The sequence below is a fragment of the Tenacibaculum gallaicum genome (genome assembly GCF_003387615.1).
GTDB lineage: Bacteria > Bacteroidota > Bacteroidia > Flavobacteriales > Flavobacteriaceae > Polaribacter > Polaribacter gallaicus.
Genome location: NZ_QUNS01000012.1, coordinates 23209 through 40574 on the forward strand (window position 1 = coordinate 23209; position 17366 = coordinate 40574).

16 protein-coding genes and 1 pseudogene are annotated in these 17366 nt (G+C 31.3%); 3 read left to right on the plus strand and 14 right to left on the minus strand.

Features of this window, described 5'->3' with window-relative positions:
* Position 1: 1 nt before the first annotated feature.
* Positions 2–3712 carry a two-component regulator propeller domain-containing protein gene (locus C7448_RS14880; protein WP_170137055.1) on the minus strand — a complete coding sequence of 1237 codons (3711 nt, stop codon included), beginning with the start codon at positions 3710–3712 and terminating at the stop codon, positions 2–4.
* Between the two features lie 272 nt (positions 3713–3984).
* Between C7448_RS14880 and C7448_RS15925 the strand changes: the two genes are divergently transcribed.
* Complete coding sequence (locus C7448_RS15925; RefSeq protein WP_170137056.1) at positions 3985–4152, plus strand: hypothetical protein; 168 nt, start codon at positions 3985–3987, stop codon at positions 4150–4152.
* A 68-nt stretch (positions 4153–4220) separates the two neighbouring features.
* Here the strand turns inward: C7448_RS15925 and C7448_RS14885 are convergent, their stop codons facing one another.
* The 6 genes and pseudogenes from C7448_RS14885 to C7448_RS14910 all read right to left on the minus strand — a co-directional run bounded on the left by C7448_RS14885 (position 4221) and on the right by C7448_RS14910 (position 10462).
* Positions 4221–5144 (minus strand): PorP/SprF family type IX secretion system membrane protein, encoded by a 924-nt coding sequence (locus C7448_RS14885; protein WP_211321929.1) that lies wholly within the window; start codon positions 5142–5144, stop codon positions 4221–4223.
* A gap of 4 nt (positions 5145–5148) precedes the next feature.
* The gene (locus C7448_RS14890; protein WP_170137057.1) at positions 5149–6378 is read right to left on the minus strand and encodes a gliding motility-associated C-terminal domain-containing protein; all 1230 of its coding nucleotides are present in this window, start codon (positions 6376–6378) and stop codon (positions 5149–5151) included.
* Between the two features lie 13 nt (positions 6379–6391).
* Entirely contained in the window at positions 6392–7726 is a 1335-nt protein-coding gene (locus C7448_RS14895) for an autotransporter outer membrane beta-barrel domain-containing protein (protein WP_115902209.1), read from the minus strand.
* 366 nt (positions 7727–8092) lie between these two features.
* A pseudogene (locus C7448_RS16235) lies at positions 8093–8197 on the minus strand (IS200/IS605 family transposase); the annotation flags it as partial.
* Between the two features lie 150 nt (positions 8198–8347).
* Positions 8348–9994 carry an amidase family protein gene (locus C7448_RS14905; RefSeq protein WP_115902210.1) on the minus strand — a complete coding sequence of 549 codons (1647 nt, stop codon included), beginning with the start codon at positions 9992–9994 and terminating at the stop codon, positions 8348–8350.
* Between the two features lie 111 nt (positions 9995–10105).
* Complete coding sequence (locus C7448_RS14910; RefSeq protein ID WP_115902211.1) at positions 10106–10462, minus strand: winged helix-turn-helix transcriptional regulator; 357 nt, start codon at positions 10460–10462, stop codon at positions 10106–10108.
* Between the two features lie 95 nt (positions 10463–10557).
* Here C7448_RS14910 and C7448_RS14915 point away from each other — a divergent pair, with 95 nt between their 5' ends.
* Positions 10558–11157 carry a nitroreductase family protein gene (locus C7448_RS14915; protein ID WP_170137058.1) on the plus strand — a complete coding sequence of 200 codons (600 nt, stop codon included), beginning with the start codon at positions 10558–10560 and terminating at the stop codon, positions 11155–11157.
* A gap of 64 nt (positions 11158–11221) precedes the next feature.
* Here C7448_RS14915 and ftsY read toward each other — a convergent pair whose 3' ends face one another.
* The 7 genes from ftsY to C7448_RS14950 all read right to left on the minus strand — a co-directional run bounded on the left by ftsY (position 11222) and on the right by C7448_RS14950 (position 16039).
* Positions 11222–12175, minus strand: coding sequence for a signal recognition particle-docking protein FtsY (ftsY, locus tag C7448_RS14920; RefSeq protein ID WP_115902212.1), 954 nt, complete (start codon positions 12173–12175; stop codon positions 11222–11224).
* 236 nt (positions 12176–12411) lie between these two features.
* A complete protein-coding gene (locus C7448_RS14925) occupies positions 12412–12564 on the minus strand; it encodes a DUF4295 domain-containing protein (RefSeq protein ID WP_115902213.1) in 153 nt (50 codons plus the stop codon).
* 28 nt (positions 12565–12592) lie between these two features.
* Positions 12593–12775: a 50S ribosomal protein L33 gene (gene rpmG, locus C7448_RS14930; protein ID WP_093113661.1), complete on the minus strand. Its 183-nt coding sequence runs from the start codon at positions 12773–12775 to the stop codon at positions 12593–12595.
* Between the two features lie 27 nt (positions 12776–12802).
* Positions 12803–13042 (minus strand): 50S ribosomal protein L28, encoded by a 240-nt coding sequence (gene rpmB / locus C7448_RS14935; RefSeq protein ID WP_115902236.1) that lies wholly within the window; start codon positions 13040–13042, stop codon positions 12803–12805.
* Positions 13043–13206: 164 nt separating this feature from the next.
* Complete coding sequence (locus tag C7448_RS14940; protein ID WP_115902214.1) at positions 13207–14451, minus strand: competence/damage-inducible protein A; 1245 nt, start codon at positions 14449–14451, stop codon at positions 13207–13209.
* A gap of 41 nt (positions 14452–14492) precedes the next feature.
* A complete protein-coding gene (locus C7448_RS14945; RefSeq protein ID WP_115902215.1) occupies positions 14493–15101 on the minus strand; it encodes a fumarylacetoacetate hydrolase family protein in 609 nt (202 codons plus the stop codon).
* 98 nt (positions 15102–15199) lie between these two features.
* The gene (locus C7448_RS14950) at positions 15200–16039 is read right to left on the minus strand and encodes a 1,4-dihydroxy-2-naphthoyl-CoA synthase (RefSeq protein ID WP_115902216.1); all 840 of its coding nucleotides are present in this window, start codon (positions 16037–16039) and stop codon (positions 15200–15202) included.
* A 94-nt stretch (positions 16040–16133) separates the two neighbouring features.
* On the opposite strand from C7448_RS14950, the gene C7448_RS14955 reads away from it, so the two are divergent.
* A complete protein-coding gene (locus C7448_RS14955; RefSeq protein ID WP_115902217.1) occupies positions 16134–17366 on the plus strand; it encodes an alpha/beta hydrolase in 1233 nt (410 codons plus the stop codon).

Genomic DNA, 17366 nt, shown 5'->3' on the forward strand with positions numbered 1-17366 from the left:
TTTATGCTACTATTTTTTGTTCTTTATAAGCTTTAGGACTCATATTAAAATGCTTTTTAAATTGCCTGCTAAAGTATTTTGGATTGGCAAAACCACACTCAAAACTAATTTCTGAAATGTTTAAAACATTTTGACCTAATAAGTGTTGTGCTTTTTGAAGTCTTAGGCTAATTAGCACTTCTGAAGGAGATTGTTTGAGTATTTCTTTAAAAACACGGTAGCATTTTACTTTAGATATTTCTAATTTTTCTTGAAGACTTTCAATATTAAAAGTATGATCGTGCAAGCACTCATGCATATAGGTAAGCGCCTTTTTTACTAGCTTTTCGTTTGGTGATAGTAATTGCTCATCTTTATGACTCTCAATCCAACCAATGTAATTTTCTGTTTCAAGTAGTTTTTTTCTGTTGCTTAGTAAGTTGGTTAGTTTAGCTTGTAAAAAAGTTTTACTCACTGGAAGTTGAATGGTAACATCTATTCCTAATTTAGTAACTTCTTCCATTTGAAAGTACCCAATTTCTTCTGATAGATATAATATAGGATAATTAGATTTTTTTATATTTTCTTTACGGTTTTCTAAAAACTGTACTACTTTATTTGTAAGTTTTACATCATAAAACACTATAATATCTACATTAAGACTTGAAAGTGCTGAGAATAATTTATCTACGTTGTTTTCAAATATTAAATGATAAGTTTCTTCTCCCAATAACGATTGTAATATCCCATAGTTCATTTCACTAGTCAATACCAACACTTTATGCTTGCCTTGTGGGAGCTCATTTATCATACCTAAATGATTCCACTGTACCATTGAGGCTTTTTCTGAGATTACTTTGTGAAAGGGTACTTCTACCTTTATTGAAATAATTCCTTCTTCAGAATTATTTATATCCAACTTTCCATTTAATTCTAATAGTAAATCTTTCGCTGCTTTAAAATAGGGACTATAGCGTTGTAAACTTTTTATATTATTAGCTAAAATGCCACTATCAGATTTTACTTTTAGTATTAATTTGTTTTCTTTTTCGGTATAGGTCATTTGTATGTTACTACCTTGATTACTATACTTTATAAAGTCATTGAAAATATATTTATAAAAAAGTTTAAAACGGAGTAAATCAATAGTTATCCACTTGTCTTCTACTTGGGTTTGATAGCTAAGATTTATTCCTGATTGTAGTAATTTTCGTTCTAAATTTTGGGTTAAATGATGTAAGAATGTATTGATTTTTATTACCGATTTTTCTGTAGTGTTTATTCGGTTTACTTGTTCTAAAAAATCCCACTCCGTTAATACATCTATCATGGTTTTAGCTTGACTAACTAATTTTGTTTGTATTTCATTTGGAATGTTATTTTGCTGACTATACTGTAGCATTTGCATTAATGGCTTTTTAAACTCTGCCAGTACAAACGTTTTAAATTTATCTATTTCAAAATCTTCGTTTTTTAATTTATGATGCAGATCTAGTACTTCTTCTTTTTGTTGAAAGATTTCACGGTTCTGCTCCTCTAGCTTTGCATTTGCTTTTATTAAGTCCTTTTTTTGTCTTTCAATTATTGCTGTTCGCTCGCTAATTTTTTGTTTTAATTTTTCTTTATAAACCTTATCCTTACGAACCTTATAACTAAATCCCAAGATTATTAAAACAATTCCTCCAAAAACCAATATCCATAAAAACCAAGAGGTTTTATAAAATGGTGGATTAATTATTACGGGAATAGAAATCAACTCCTCATCTGAAGCACTTAAGCTATTTTTTACTTCTAGAGTATATTCTCCTGGTTGTATTTTTTTGTATGAAACAGAATTTACTCCATAGACTCTCCAGTCTTTATCAAAGCCTTTCAACTTATATAAAATTAAGTTTTCATGATTTTTTCGATACGCTACAGGGATGATATTTAAACTTAAATTATTTTCAGAAAATGTTTTTTCTATTGCATCTCCTCTACTTTCTACTCCATCTATTTCTACAGCTAATTGAGGGAGATTCTTATTAAACTCTATTAATTCAGGAGCGAAATAATTAACTCCATTAATACCTCCAAAATACAACACTCCCTTGTTATCTTTATAATAAGCTCCTTCTGAAAACTCTGGTGCTTGCCACCCTTCTTCTGGATGTAAGGTATTTACTTTATAGTTTTCTTTATTTATTGAAGCAAGACCTTTAGTTGTACTCACCCATATGTGTTTTCCTTTAGGAATTACACTATAAACCATGTGGCTTGGTAAGTTTTCTTTTTCTGAAATAGTTTTTACTACTCCTTTTTGACGATCAAAAACTGTTACTCCCCCCAAAGTTGCTATCCAATACAACCCTGTTTCTTCATCTTTAGCAATACTATATACACTTTTACCTGTTAAACCATTTTCTGTAGTAAGATGGTGTTTTTCTCCATTATTCCTATTAAATAGAATCATTCCATGGTTTTCAGTTGCCAAAGCTAATTCATTACCACTTGCAACAATATCTCGAATATGATATTGTTTTAATAAATCTACTCTAAAAGCTTTCTCAAACTTATTCTCTCTTAAATTAAATACTGCTACTCCTCCCCAACAAGCAAACCAAATTCTATCATCATCCGTTTCCACCATTGCATAAATTCTATTTGCTGGCAGCAATGAAAATTCATCAGCACTATAATAAAAAGTTTCCGATTTTTTTATACGAATAAGTCCTGCATAGGTTCCTACCCATATAGAACCGTCTGTTGCAGTATATAAGCTACGTATTCTTTCCCATTCTTTATTTTCTTTTGCTTTCTCTAATTGTTTTTTAATAAAGCACTTCTCTGACTTGCTATACTTGTACAATCCTTCTGTATAATAACCTAGCCAAAGGTCATTATCTTTATCCATCGTAATAGCTCTTACTGTTTCGTTTGGCAAATGTTTATAATTAACTGGATGCGGAGCAATTGTATTTATATACTCGGAACCAACATAAGCCATACTAAGCCCTCCATCTTTGTGACCTAGCCAGATGTTACCAAAGCTATCCTCATAAATTTTTTCAATTTCATTTCCTGTAAAACTGTAAGGGTTATATAAATCGTAGGTATAGTGCTCTATTTTTGTTTCATGAATATTTACCTGATTATTTCTTATTACATAAAGTCCACTTTTTCTTGTAGCATACCATATATTTCCTTTTTTGTCTTGATAAGATTCATTAATAACTACTTCAAGAAATTCATTGAGTAATAATTGATCATTAATTAGTTGTTTGTCTGTTTTTACTTGTGCTTCGTTTACGTTTGAAAAACTCGTTCCATCAAACTCTAAATATTGTCCGCTTTTAGTTTCTACTACAAGATTATTTTTCTTTGATAGTTTTAGGTTAACAGGAGTTTCAGAAAAATAAAAGTTTTGGAAGGCTGATTGATTTACGAATCTACTTACGGTATTATTATCTGTTAGACACCAAATTGTTTTAAATCCATCTATTTGCAGACTGTAAATTACATTTCCTGCAAGAGAAGTTGAGTCGTTATTTATATGTTTAAAAACTTTAAAGTCTTTACCATCATAACGATTAAGTCCATCCCAAGTGGCAACCCATAGTCGTCCTTTTGCATCGCTTATAATATCATTTACTGAATTATTGGAAAGTCCATCTTCTGTAGTTAATGTTTTAAATTTTAAAGATTGACCAAGACTAGTAGTAACAATTAAAAAAAAGAAAAAAAACAACCTCATACCAAACAATTTCATCTTTTATAACTGACAAAATTACTTTAGTAGAAACACAGGTTAACCATAATAAAATTAAGTTTTGATTATCCAAATGTTAAATCCTGAACTGTCTCATAATAAAAATTACTAAGCTAATTGTAGATTATACAGATAATGAATTTAACATCCTTTACTATCTAGTTATAAAATAATGAAAAACCTTACTTATTTTACGTTTTTTTTAACAACTTATTTCTCTTAACTTTTTATTTTTAAATCCTAAAAAACTTACAATTATGATGAAAAACATTTTAAACTTAGGTTCTCTCTTGAACAAAAATGAGCAACAGTTTATCAATGGAGGTGGTGATGATCCTGTAACAGATTTATGCATTCCTGCTCCTAGAGAAGCTACTACTTGTCTTATGCCTATTAGTAGTGAATGCTGTGGATTATGGGATTAAGATTCAACTAGAAAAGCTGTTGAAAAACAGCTTTTCTTTCTTTAAGTACTTGAAAATTACTTACGTTCTTAGAAAAACCTTGGTTGTTTATAGCTATCTTCTCCTGATTTAAAATCGAACAATAGTAAGAACTCGTGCGACCCAGAACTAAATTCTCCTAAGTTAGATATAGTGTGATCATACGCATAACCTATTTGTAGGTTTTTCTTTATTTTAAAATTAACTATTCCACTCCATGAATCATCTAACCTATGAGACACTCCAAATTCCACTTTGTTATTCCATAATAAATTTAATGACAAGTCCAATGACAAAGGTGCTGAATCTGCATACTTAATCAATGTAGATGGTTTTAATTGAAAATCGTTTTTTAAGTCTATCAAGTATCCTGTCGTTAAAAAACTATGCATTTTTTCTGATGCTTTGGTTATTTTCCCGTTCGATCTTTCAAAATGTAATGTTTCTAGTAAATTAGGTATGGAAATTCCCATATAAAATTTTTCTTGATAATAAAATACTCCTACACCAAAATTCGGATGGGTTTTATTACTGTTCTGATTAAATTTTGGATCATTAGATTCTACTTGATTTAACGTTAGTAATCCAATCTGCTGAAAAGTTGCTCCTGCTTTTAATCCAAAAGCTAGTTTAGCTTTTTCTGATGTATTAATTGTAAAGGAAAAATCTACATAAGCATGTGTTTCACTTACAGGCCCTATCTTATCATGAATTAAAGATAAGCCCAAGCCTAATTTTCTACTTACAGGACTATGTATAAATCCGCTAAATGTTTTTGGAGCTCCACTAACACCTACCCATTGTGACCGTGCTAGTAACCCTAAACTTGTTCCTTCTTTACTGCCTGCATAAGCTGGATTAATTATCGCCATATTATAAACATACTGAGTGTATTGAGGGTCTTGTTGAGCGAACATTTTAATGTTTGTATTTACATATATAACTAGCAGTAGTAAATATATTTTCTTTTTCATATACTTATTTATTTAAATACAACCAACCTTGGTACGGTTTAGTTACCCCATCATTAAAATCTACTACATACCAGTAAGTGGCAGCTGGCATCTCCTTTGTATTTCCTGTTAATGTTAACTTACCCTGTGACTTTCCTTCCCACCAAGTAGGGTTTAACTTATCATTATTGCTATAGTCATATACTACATTTCCATATCTATTATATATTTTTATTTTAAATTTAGGGTACGCTTCTGCCAAACCTGGTATTATGAATTTATCATTAACACCGTCACCATTGGGAGAAAAAGAGTTAGAAATAGAAAAGTCTATAACTGAATCAATAGTCCCTCTTTTTTTATCATTTGCTAATGTAAAAACACCATAACCTGAAACTTTAGCTGTTATACTTTTGTTAGAAGCATCTATCTTTATATTTTCTCTTTCTTTAATCCACTTTTCTCCATCCCATCGTACTATCATTATTTTACTTGGGTCTGAGCAAACATTTTCTGGTGTGGTTACATTATTCCATGTTAAAGTTAAATCTACCAGCTCATTATTAGATTTATTTTGAACTTCCCAAAACTCATTCATATTTATTAAACCAATATCTTCCTCTTTTTTATTGAAGTCTATATTTGCCTTTTCCCAATTAAATGCCACAAAAAAAGTTGTATTTAAACTTAAAGGAGCAGAAATAGTTACCGCTCTTAACATATAACTATCGGACTTATAATCTCCTACGGGAAAAGTAAATTTTTCATTTCCTTTTTTTTGAACTTTGTTATTTACATAGCTTTCATTACTAGCACCTGTATTTGTTGCCTCATTTAAATAAGTAACTATACCTTTTTTACTTTCTTTTATAATTCCATTTTCAAAAAATGTGGTTCCATTTATTTCTATTTCTTTATCTAAGTTAAAAGCTAAATCTGTTGATGGGTTATCGAATTCTACAAACATAAAGCTAGAGGTTCCTTTACCTGAAATAGTTTGATTATCATTACCTACAAAACTTGTGTAACCTGTTACTTTATTATTAGAAAACTTGAATTTCCCATTATTAGTAAAGTTTTTAAATAAATACAAATCTCCATCGTTTGTAATTGCCCCATAATCTTTTATAAGTACATCTTCATGAACACTTACCAATGTATTCTCTGAAACATAAAGAGACCCTATACTTGCCACTTGAGCTTTAACAGCTATAACAAAGCACATAATTATTGATGATATTATTTTTTCTTTCATAATTATCTGCTTATTATAAAGAAGTACTATCAATTTTATACCAATAGTAGTTTGTTCCATCAAAACCACATTGTATTGTTATAGAAGAATTAATTCCTAATAAGGATGTGCCTAATGAACTCAATCCAGATCCTTTTATAGAGCCTCCTCCTATTACATTTAAATTTAAGGAGACCGAAAGTCCAATTAAAAGCCCATTACCCGCTCTATTAACAATCACTAATTTATTTCCTAGGTTACTACTGTTTGGTGTTGGTAATATTATGTCTTTTCCTAGTCCAAGATTTAATAGGCCTGTTTGTTCAATTATTACTGTACCATCTGAATTATTAATAGTTGTGCTACTTGTTGGATTCTTAACAATTCTTATACTATTTAATCTTGCTAAATAAGAATTAATAGTTGTAATATTTGTTTGGTTAGTTGTAGCTAAAACATTGTTTCCGGCAACATCTCCTGCTAAAAAAGAAGCTCCTATATCAACAGCCCCTCCATTAACTAAACTAATGGTATTACCAATTAAACTCAAATCTTGCGTATCTGAATCAACAACTCCCCATGTAGTTCCATCACTAGTTTTATATAATATTCCCGAAACTGTATCTGTATAAACCTGACCTGCAATCCCCGTAACAATTCCGTTAGGATTTCCTGATCCAGATAAAGCGGCATCTTGCCCATCGGTTCCTGCTGCTCCAGTTTCTCCTTTTAAATAGGTGATAAAATCGGTTTCAGTACCACTGTTTCCGGCATCTAACCATGTTTGATAAGCAGATTTCCCATCGGCTCCTGATGACACAACTGACTCCCATAAGGTTCCGTCTGAGCTATAAACCTCCCCAGAGTTAGTATCTACATATAAAACGCCTGTAACTGGATCTATAGAATTACTAGTGGGTGATCCTTCTCCTGTTAGTAATTCATTACCTCCTAAAAGAGACGATAAATCAACTGATTGTGAACCTCCATTTTCTAACTCTATAGTTAGAGTATTAGAACTGTTTAAAAGAAAACTTGTTATTTGTTGATTATCTGCTTGTGTAGCAATAAGATTTGAAGCTGTGGTTATATCTACTACTTTTTCCCACAGCATTCCATTCCAGTAATAAAAACCTTTTCCTGAAGTTTTATTCGTATTATAAACTAATAAGCTTTCATTAATAGTAACACTACTTACAGGTGAAGCTGTGCTTAAATTATCAATATCTAATCTGGGGATTAATAAGCCTTTTGTATTTGACTTAATCTCTAATTTGGCAGATAGATTAGGTGTTAAGGTTCCTATACCTACTTGTGCTGTAGTTGTTACACTTAAAATTAAGAGTACGAGGGTAGCTGCTTTTTTCATTATTTTCTTTGTTTGGGTGGGACTTCTTTGCAATCATGTATTACATTAATTCAATTTTATTAATAAATTAATTCTAATGTTTTTTTCGAGTAAATATGGGTGTTATATCAGCACTGTCTTCATAGCTAAAAGGCGATAGATTTGAAGAAACACCTAAACAAACTGATTTACAACACACTAACCTCTTACAATTTACTAAAAAAAAATGATTTTTACGAGTGCTAGTTTTAATTCATCTTAATTACCAGGTAAAGTCCACTACCCTAGGAACAACTCTCTTTATGAGTGAAAATAATTCGAACTGTATAGTTATTTAAAGTAGCTTGATAACTAACTAAATCACTCTGCACTAAAAGTCCCCTTTTTTTATTCTAATATAAAATTAGAATTGTCTGAATTTGGCTTCCTATGATGCTCTAAATATTCGTTAACCATTTCATCTGTTATATTACCTGTACCCCAAACTCCATATAAGAAAGATATTATTTTTTTATATAACTGAAAGTGCTGCAATAAAATTGCAGGGTTTTGAACCCTAAATTCAGACCAATAATACTGCAACAAAAAACTCCCATTTAGGGAGTTTTTGTGTTATTTCTTTTTCTTGACAATCTATTTTTATTATTGATAATTAACAGGTATTTTTCTTGCTTTCGTTAGTTGTTCAAATGCATACCCTAATTGTAATAGGTCTTTTTCGGTAAAGGGTTTTCCTATAAAAGTCAAACTAATTGGTTCTCCTGACTTTTTATATCCCATAGGAACTGTTAAAGTTGGACATTTTGCTACAGCAGCAATACCTGAATGATAATTGTTTATTGATACAATAGCACCTAAATTTTGTTCTATTAAGTCTTTTAAAAACTTTTCCCCGTTAAAACTTAAGCTATCTTTTATTACTTCTAATTGAGTTAAGTTAGTAGTATCCTTTACTATTCCTTCAAATAATTGTTGTCCATACGGTGCTCTTTTAATTGAATCCTTTTTGTTGAATACTACTATATTTTCTACATTTTTTACTGTTATATTTTTGCTTCCATAAGTAGATAGATACTTAGGTAAATCGTGTTTCATATCTATATTCAACAGGGTGATAAATCCATCAAACGAAATTTTATGTGGCGTTATCTCAATAATTTCTACACCAGCTTCTTGTAGCTTTTCTACACTTACTTTATAAATTGAGTCTGTTAAAATAGGTTTTAATACTCCTATTCTTTTTCCTTTGATGGTATAGTTTTCTTTAAGCAATTCTTTAGGGTTAAAACCTTCCGTTTCTATAGAAGAATTATCTTCATTATCTTTTCCTAACATTGCTTCAAACAAAATAGCGTTATCCACAATATTTTTCGTCATCGGTCCCGGTGTATCTAAAGTACTTGAAATTGGAACAATTCCTGAGCGACTTAAAACACCAATTGTTGGTTTTAATCCAACTACTGAGTTCTGACTTGATGGTGAAGTTATTGATCCTGCTGTTTCTGTCCCTACAGCTGCCACTGCATAATTTGCCGCAACTGATACTCCACTTCCTGAACTAGACCCCCCAGTTTCAAAAATTTTTCTTTTATAAGGATTTAAGGTTTGTCCTCCTGTAGCGCTGTAACCTAGTGGACAGTCTTTACAAAAGAAATATGCCCATTCACTTAAATTAACTTTTCCTAAAATTAACGCACCAGCTTCTTTTAACTTTTTAACAATAAAAGCATCTTTATCAATTGAATTGTTTTGCAAGGCTACAGCTCCTGCAGTAGTTATCATTCCTTTTGCATCAATATTATCTTTTATTAAAATAGGGATTCCATTCAAAGAGAATTCTCTAACTTTTTTTGATTCTTTATCTTTTGCTTTTGCTGCTTCTAATACTTTTGGATTTAGGGATATTATTGCGTTTAAAGACTTTGTACTATCACTTTCAAACTTTCGAATTCTATACAAATAAAACAGAGTTAATTTTTCGTAGCTAAGTTTCTTTTCTGCAATGCTCTTTTGAATAGACGGAATATCTTTTTCTAACACCAATGGTTTTAATTCATTATACTGCTCTTCAGAAAAATTTGATAATTCCTTTTCAAAAGGTGTAAACTCTTTATTCAAGTCTAAAAATTTAGACTGAAGTACTTGAAACTGCATTCTCTTTTTCTCGTGTTCCTGTTGCTTTTCTATTTCAGAAGATTCATCGTATTTCTTAAAATGCACCTTTGCTGGTGTTTGCTTACATGCACCTATTAATAGAATTGTTATTAATAAAAAAACTGCTTTTCTCATTTAACAAGTATTTGATAATCAAATGTAATTATAAAAATTGAAAAGCTTCTTTTAGGATAACAAAACTACCCTTCAGTCTAAATTCTAATAACTGATGATGTTTAAACACTATTATTTGGAATGATTTTTTACAGCAAAATCTCCCCAGTCTGCGATAGACTGAATTATTGGAATTAAACTTTGTCCTAAATCTGTTAAAGAGTATTCTACTTTTAAAGGTGGTTTTGATGTATACACTTTTCTTTTAATTACACCATCTTCTTCCAAGGCTTTCAACTGTAAGCTTAAAGTTCGTTCTGTAACCATTGGAATCTCTTTTCTTAACTCACTGTAACGAAGTGTTCCTTTTATTAAATGAAAAAGAATTACTGTTTTCCATTTCCCTCCAATTACTCCCATAGTAAGACTAGTGCAACAAGGAAATTCTTTCCCTTTAAATGTAAATGTTTTAGATGTTTGTCTGTCCATAATTTATACTATCCTTTTTGACCGTTATTGCAAAGATAAAATACTATAATTACTTTTGCTACTATAATATTTATAGTTTAATTAAAAAATAAAATATGAGCTTTATATCATCAATGCAGCAACGTTATACTACCAAAAAATACAATGCTTCAAAAAAAATTGAATCTAAAAAAATTAAAGAATTACAACAGGTATTACAATTAAGTCCTTCATCAATAAACAGTCAGCCTTGGAAATTTACTTTTGTTTCTGATGCTGATACTAAACAACAACTTTCAGAAGTATCTTGGTTAAACACAAGTAAAGTTCTTGAGAGTGATACTGTTGTAGTATTCAACCGAATTAATGATATTGAATTATTTGAAAAACAAATTGAAGAAGAACTACCTGAAGGAGCTGTCGGTTATTATAAAGAATTTATAAAGCCAAAACCTGAAGAAGAGATTAAAGCTTGGTTTGACAGACAAGTTTATTTAGCTTTAGGTGTTTTTTTAAGTGCGTGTGCAGAAATGGGAATTGATGCTACTCCAATGGAAGGTATTGAACCCGAAAATTATGACAAAATTTTGAATAACGAAGGTTATGCAACCCTTGTTGCTGTAGCTATAGGCTATAGAGATAACGAAGATTTTAATCAACCAGATAGAAAACCAAAATCAAGGTTAGTATTTAACAAGGTTATTGAAACAATTTAAAATAAAAAAACTCCCAATTTGGGAGTTTTTACTTTGTTATATATTCTTTCACAGTAAAAAGATATTATTTAAAAAACGAGTCTACAAATTCGTGTTTGTTAAATACTTGCAAGTCGTCGATACCTTCTCCTACTCCAATATATTTTACAGGAATTTGGAATTGATCTGAAATACCAATTACTACTCCCCCTTTTGCAGTACCATCTAATTTAGTTACTGCTAACGATGTTACTTCTGTTGCTTTGGTAAATTGTTTTGCTTGTTCAAATGCATTTTGACCAGTAGAGCCATCTAATACTAATAATACATCGTGTGGAGCATCTGGAATTACTTTTTGCATTACACGTTTAATCTTTGTCAACTCATTCATTAAATTAACCTTGTTATGTAAACGTCCTGCTGTATCTATGATAATTACATCAGCATCTTGATTAACTCCTGATTTTACAGTATCAAAGGCTACGGAAGCAGGGTCTGATCCCATATCTTGCCGTATGATAGGTACATCTGTTCTGTCAGCCCAAACTTGTAGTTGGTCTATCGCTGCTGCTCTAAAAGTATCAGCTGCTCCTAGCACCACTTTTAAACCTTTCTTTTTGAATTGTGAGGCTAACTTCCCAATCGTAGTTGTTTTTCCTACTCCATTCACTCCTACTACCATTAACACATATGGTTTTTTATTAGTAGGAATCGTAAAATCGGTTTCATCTCCTGTATTCGTTTCTGATAATAAACCTGCAATTTCTTCACGTAAGATTTGGTTTAATTCTTCAGTTCCTAAATACTTATCACGAGATACACGATCTTCAATTCTATCAATAATTTTTAGGGTAGTTTCAACTCCTACATCAGACGACACCAATACTTCTTCTAAATTATCTAGCACATCATCGTCAACCTTTGCTTTACCTGCAACTGCTTTTGATAATTTAGAGAAAAAACTTGATTTGGTTTTTTCTAATCCCTTGTCTAAGGTTTCTTTTTTCTCTTTCGAGAAGATTTTTTTAAAAAAACTCATTCTTAAATTTTATAATCGCTTATATAGGTTAAAAACTATACCAAATTTTTGATACGGTCAAATTGTCATTGTACGATTACAATTCGCGTTAGGGATTGTAACGGCATCCTTTTTTGAAGAAAAAGATATAGCGAAAAGCCCGACCCGAAGGGTAACGTTCAAAAATACAGATTTTTAATACATAAAAAAAGCTACTCTCTGATGAAAGTAGCTTTTCTTTAAACTGTATACAAGAATTACTTTTTTGCTATAAAGTCGTTTACTTGTGCTGGATCCATAATAGCTTCAACAAAAGTGTAAGCTCCAGATTTAGGAGACTTTACCATTTTGATAGCCTTAGTTAATCTTTTCGAACCTGTTTGTAACGATGCTACTGATTTCTTTGCCATTTTATATTAAAGTTTACGCCGTAGCTTATTATTTAATTTCTTTATGAACTGTCATTTTCTTTAAGATTGGATTAAATTTCTTTAATTCCATTCTATCAGGAGTATTCTTTTTGTTCTTTGTTGTAATATAACGAGAAGTTCCTGGTTTACCAGAAGCTTTGTGCTCAGTGCACTCTAAAATTACTTGAACTCTGTTTCCTTTTTTTGCCATCTCTCTAAAATTTTATCTAGTAAGGAATTATTTAGTTAAGAAACCTTTTTCTCTAGCTTCTTTAATAACCGCAGAGATTCCTTTTTTATTAATATTTTTTAATGCAGAAGCAGATACTTTTAAAGTTACCCATTTATCTTCTTCTGGAATATAGAAACGCTTATTCATTAAATTAGCGTTAAACCTTCTTTTAGTTCTATTTAAAGCGTGAGATACATTATTACCTACCATCGCTTTTTTTCCTGTTAATTCACAAACTCTAGACATCTTCTTGACAGTTTTTAGTGTTATTTCTAAACGAGGTGCAAATTTATGCAATTTAATTTATTGCACAAAAATATTCTCGATTAAATTTCTAATTATTTTAATCTTTTCAAAACTAGGTTCAGCATCTAACCTATTCGGAAGCGTAACGGCGGCAAAAATACTAATTATTTTAATATCGTAGCCTGTAAAAGTTCTAAAGATTTAGTTACAGTTCTATTAATAACCTTTTCTCTTGGTTGTCCAAAATTAAATTCATGAACCTCTACTCCATCCTTAGTAGCAATAGCGATATACACTAGACCTACATTCTTATCATTGTGGTCAGTTGTTGGTCCTGCGTTTCCAGTTACAGCTATAGCATAGTCAGTTTGTAGTTTCTCTAAACACCCTTTTGCCATTGCTGAAGCTACTTCTTTACTTACTACTGTAAATTGATTAATTGTTTCTTTAGAAACATCCAATAACTGCTGTTTTAAAGCTGCTGAATAGGTTACAAATCCACCCATAAAGTATGAGGATGCTCCTGAAACAGCAACGATAGTTGATGCTATTTTCCCTCCTGTTAAACTTTCTGCCGTAGCTACAGTTTTACCATATTTTTTTAACAGTTTACCTACTTCTTTTTCTAATGATGTTTCATTATCGTCTCCAACAATAATTTCTGGAATTAAAGTGTATAGTTCAGTAACTTGCTTTTCCATTTCTTGCACTAGCAGTTTTTCATCATTTCCTTTAGCTGATAATCGCAAACGTACACTTCCAAAAGATGGTAAATACGCTAACTTTATAAAATTAGGTAAATTATCTTCCCAGTCGGAAATTCTTTCAGCAATAATTGTTTCCCCTCTACCAACCGTCATAATGGTTCTATGTATAATGAACGGCAATTTAAAAGTTGATTGAAGCTTTGGAAGTACGTCATACTTCATTAATCCTTTCATTTCATAAGGAACTCCTGGAAGTGATACAAAAACCGTATTATTTTCATAGAACCACATTCCTGGTGCAGTTCCTAAACGGTTCATTAATAAAATTGCCTTAGAAGGAAGCTGCGCTTGATACCTCTGAATTTCGTTAAATGGATGATTCACTTTTTTGAATAAGTATTTAATATTATCGACCACCTCCGGGTATTCAACTATCTTTTCATCTTTAAAGTATGTTGCAATCGTTTTTTTGGTTATATCATCTTTGGTAGGCCCTAATCCTCCAGTAATAATAACAATGTCAGCTCTACTTTCTGCTTCTTTTAAAGCATTTAAAATATGTTGTTCTTCATCTTGTATTGATGATATTTGGTAAACTGAAACTCCTATTTTGTTGAGTTCTTGACCAATCCATTGTGAATTGGTATCTACAATTTGTCCGATAAGAATTTCATCTCCTATCGTTATAATTTCTGCATTCATTTATATATCTAAAAAAGAATCCCGCCGAAGCGGGATATATTTTATTTTACTTTTAGTTGAAAAGCTTGCTTTCCTTCAATAGTTCCTGTTAAAATGTCATTCCCTGCTACTTTACCAACTCCTGCTGGCGTTCCTGTAAAAATAATATCTCCTTTTTTTAAGGTAAAATATTGCGACACATAACTAATCAACTCATCAATTTTCCACAACATACTTGACGTATTTCCATCTTGCACCACCTCATCATTCTTCTGTAATTGAAATGATAAGTTTTCTATGTTAAACTCTTCTTTAGGAAAAAACTCTCCCACAACAGCACTACCATCAAAAGCTTTTGCTTTTTCCCATGGTAATCCTTTCTCTTTACACTGTGCCTGTACATCACGTGCTGTAAAATCAATTCCTAAACCTACAGTGTCATAATATTTGTGTGCAAATTTTGGAGAAATATGTTTTCCAACCTTATTAATTTTCACCAATACTTCTACCTCGTAATGAATATCATTTGAAAACGGTGGAATGAAAAATGGCATTTTCTTTGGAAGAATAGCTGAATCTGGCTTTAAGAAAACCACTGGGTTTTCTGGTTTTTCATTCGCTAATTCTTCTATATGTTTTGCGTAATTACGCCCTATACAAATTATTTTCATAAGCCCCTTTTAATTTCCCCAAAGGGGAAAAATCATACTCTTTTATTTTTATAATTTACTCAAACTAATCCCCTCCCTTTGGGAGGGTTAGGGTGGGTTTAAGGTATCCAAGTTTTAGGGAAGTTAGGTTTACGTTTTTCTAAAAACGCATCACGTCCTTCTTTAGCTTCATCTGTCATATAGGCTAAGCGTGTAACTTCTCCTGCAAATACTTGTTGACCTACCATTCCGTCGTCCGTTAAGTTCATTGCAAACTTTAGCATTTTAATTGAGGTTGGTGATTTTGCTAAAATTTCTTGTGCCCAGTCAAAAGCAGTTTGCTCTAACTCGTCATGAGGAATTACGGCATTTACCATTCCCATTTCATACGCTTCTTGCGCTGAATAATTCCTTCCTAAGAAAAAGATTTCACGTGCTTTCTTTTGTCCTACCATTTTAGCTAAATATGCTGAACCGTAACCTGCATCAAACGAAGTTACATCAGCATCTGTTTGTTTAAAAATAGCATGTTCTTTACTTGCTAACGTTAAATCACAAGTAACATGTAAACTATGTCCGCCACCTACAGCCCAACCTGGAACTACACAAATCACTGCCTTTGGCATAAAACGTATTAAACGTTGTACTTCTAAAATATTCAAACGGTGATAACCATCATCTCCTACATACCCTTGGTTTCCACGTGCATTTTGATCTCCTCCAGAGCAAAAACTCCAAACTCCATCTTTTGTTGATGGTCCTTCTGCCGACAATAACACAACTCCAATATTGGTGTCTTCATGCGCATCTTGGAATGCATTTAATAACTCTGAAGTAGTTTTTGGTCGAAATGCATTACGTACATTTGGTCTGTTAAATGCTATTCTTGCAACGTTGTGTGACTTTTTATAAGTAATATCTTCATACTCTTTGGCAACTATCCAATTAGGTTGTATCATAATTTTAATATCTTGTCGTTAATTAGTTGTACAAAAATAACATAATAACTTTATTTTTCTTTTCTATATTTGAACGATATAATTAACCCCCAATATGAAACAAGTATATTTATTATTTACCTTATTAATTAGTACTAGCCTTTTTTCTCAAAGTGTTGTCACTCAGAAAGTCAATTCGAAAGAGCTAGAAAAAGATAGAAACATAAAAATCTACCTTCCTAAAGGATATGATATAGACGAAACCACTAACTACCCTTTGGCTATCGTTTTAGGTGATGAGTACCTTTTTGATTTATATGTAGGAAATGCTAAGCTTTATGCTAATGTTGATAAAGCTCCGAGACAAATTGTGGTAGGGATTGACATGAAAAATACTTATGGAAAAGATATTTCTATTATACCTTCTAACAATGCTTTAACAAGTTCTGGAGTACATTTTTTTAATTTTATTAAACACGAATTGATTCCTTTTATGGAAGGAAACTACAGAACTTCTCCTTTCATGACAATTGTTGGTGAAGGAAAGGGTGCTAATTTTATTACTCATTATTTAAAGGATGAAAAGCCTGTTTTTAACTCATACATATGTATTACACCTGATTTACCTCAATTTGCTCCGGCAATTTTAGAATCATATTCTCTTAGCAGGCTGGGTTCTATTGATAATACCTACTTCGTATACACAAGTAATAACAAAAAATATATTGACCCTAAGCAATACAATCGTTTTAGTGAAATTAGAACTTTGTTAACATCATATGAAGCTAAAAACTTTAATGTTACTTTTGATGAATTTGAATCTTCTCCTAGCTATTTAGCGATGATTGGAGAAACTATTCCTAGAGCTTTTACACAAATGTTTAGTTTATATTCTAAGATTACTAAAGAGGAATTTGAGGCTAATGTGAAAGATTTAGCTCCTTTAGATGCTATTAAATATGTTGAGAAAAAATATTTAGATATTCAATATTTGTATGGTTCTAACTTAAATGTTCGTTTGGATGATATTTTTGTTATTGAAGACATCGTTATTGATAGACAAGACGGTGATTATTTAAGAGTTTTAGGTGATTTTGTAATGATAAAATACCCTGATTCTCACATGGGTGATTTTTACATTGGTAAATATTACGAGTTAGGGAAAGACTACGAAAAAGCTGATTTTTATTATAAAGCTGCTTATGGGAAAATGGATCCTTCTAACCCTAACGCCGATGCTTTTTATGAAAACATTAAACGTGTAAACGATTTAATGGGGGGTAAAAAGACAGAAGAAGAAAATAATACTAATGATGAGGAAATTATTGAGGAAGAAGAACAAGAATAG

Bases quoted from the DNA above. Each gene is read 5' to 3' on its own strand.
- rpmB (WP_115902236.1), bottom strand. From the start codon at position 13,042: ATGTCTAGAGTTTGTGAATTAACAGGAAAAAAAGCGATGGTAGGTAAT.
- C7448_RS14915 (WP_170137058.1), top strand. From the start codon at position 10,558: ATGAGCTTTATATCATCAATGCAGCAACGTTATACTACCAAAAAATAC.
- C7448_RS14950 (WP_115902216.1), bottom strand. From the start codon at position 16,039: ATGATACAACCTAATTGGATAGTTGCCAAAGAGTATGAAGATATTACT.
- C7448_RS14945 (WP_115902215.1), bottom strand. From the start codon at position 15,101: ATGAAAATAATTTGTATAGGGCGTAATTACGCAAAACATATAGAAGAA.
- C7448_RS14905 (WP_115902210.1), bottom strand. From the start codon at position 9,994: ATGAGAAAAGCAGTTTTTTTATTAATAACAATTCTATTAATAGGTGCA.
- rpmG (WP_093113661.1), bottom strand. From the start codon at position 12,775: ATGGCAAAAAAAGGAAACAGAGTTCAAGTAATTTTAGAGTGCACTGAG.
- C7448_RS14925 (WP_115902213.1), bottom strand. From the start codon at position 12,564: ATGGCAAAGAAATCAGTAGCATCGTTACAAACAGGTTCGAAAAGATTA.
- C7448_RS14940 (WP_115902214.1), bottom strand. From the start codon at position 14,451: ATGAATGCAGAAATTATAACGATAGGAGATGAAATTCTTATCGGACAA.
- C7448_RS14955 (WP_115902217.1), top strand. From the start codon at position 16,134: ATGAAACAAGTATATTTATTATTTACCTTATTAATTAGTACTAGCCTT.
- C7448_RS14890 (WP_170137057.1), bottom strand. From the start codon at position 6,378: ATGAAAGAAAAAATAATATCATCAATAATTATGTGCTTTGTTATAGCT.
- ftsY (WP_115902212.1), bottom strand. From the start codon at position 12,175: ATGAGTTTTTTTAAAAAAATCTTCTCGAAAGAGAAAAAAGAAACCTTA.
- C7448_RS15925 (WP_170137056.1), top strand. From the start codon at position 3,985: ATGATGAAAAACATTTTAAACTTAGGTTCTCTCTTGAACAAAAATGAG.
- C7448_RS14880 (WP_170137055.1), bottom strand. From the start codon at position 3,712: ATGAGGTTGTTTTTTTTCTTTTTTTTAATTGTTACTACTAGTCTTGGT.
- C7448_RS14885 (WP_211321929.1), bottom strand. From the start codon at position 5,144: ATGAAAAAGAAAATATATTTACTACTGCTAGTTATATATGTAAATACA.
- C7448_RS14910 (WP_115902211.1), bottom strand. From the start codon at position 10,462: ATGGACAGACAAACATCTAAAACATTTACATTTAAAGGGAAAGAATTT.
- C7448_RS14895 (WP_115902209.1), bottom strand. From the start codon at position 7,726: ATGAAAAAAGCAGCTACCCTCGTACTCTTAATTTTAAGTGTAACAACT.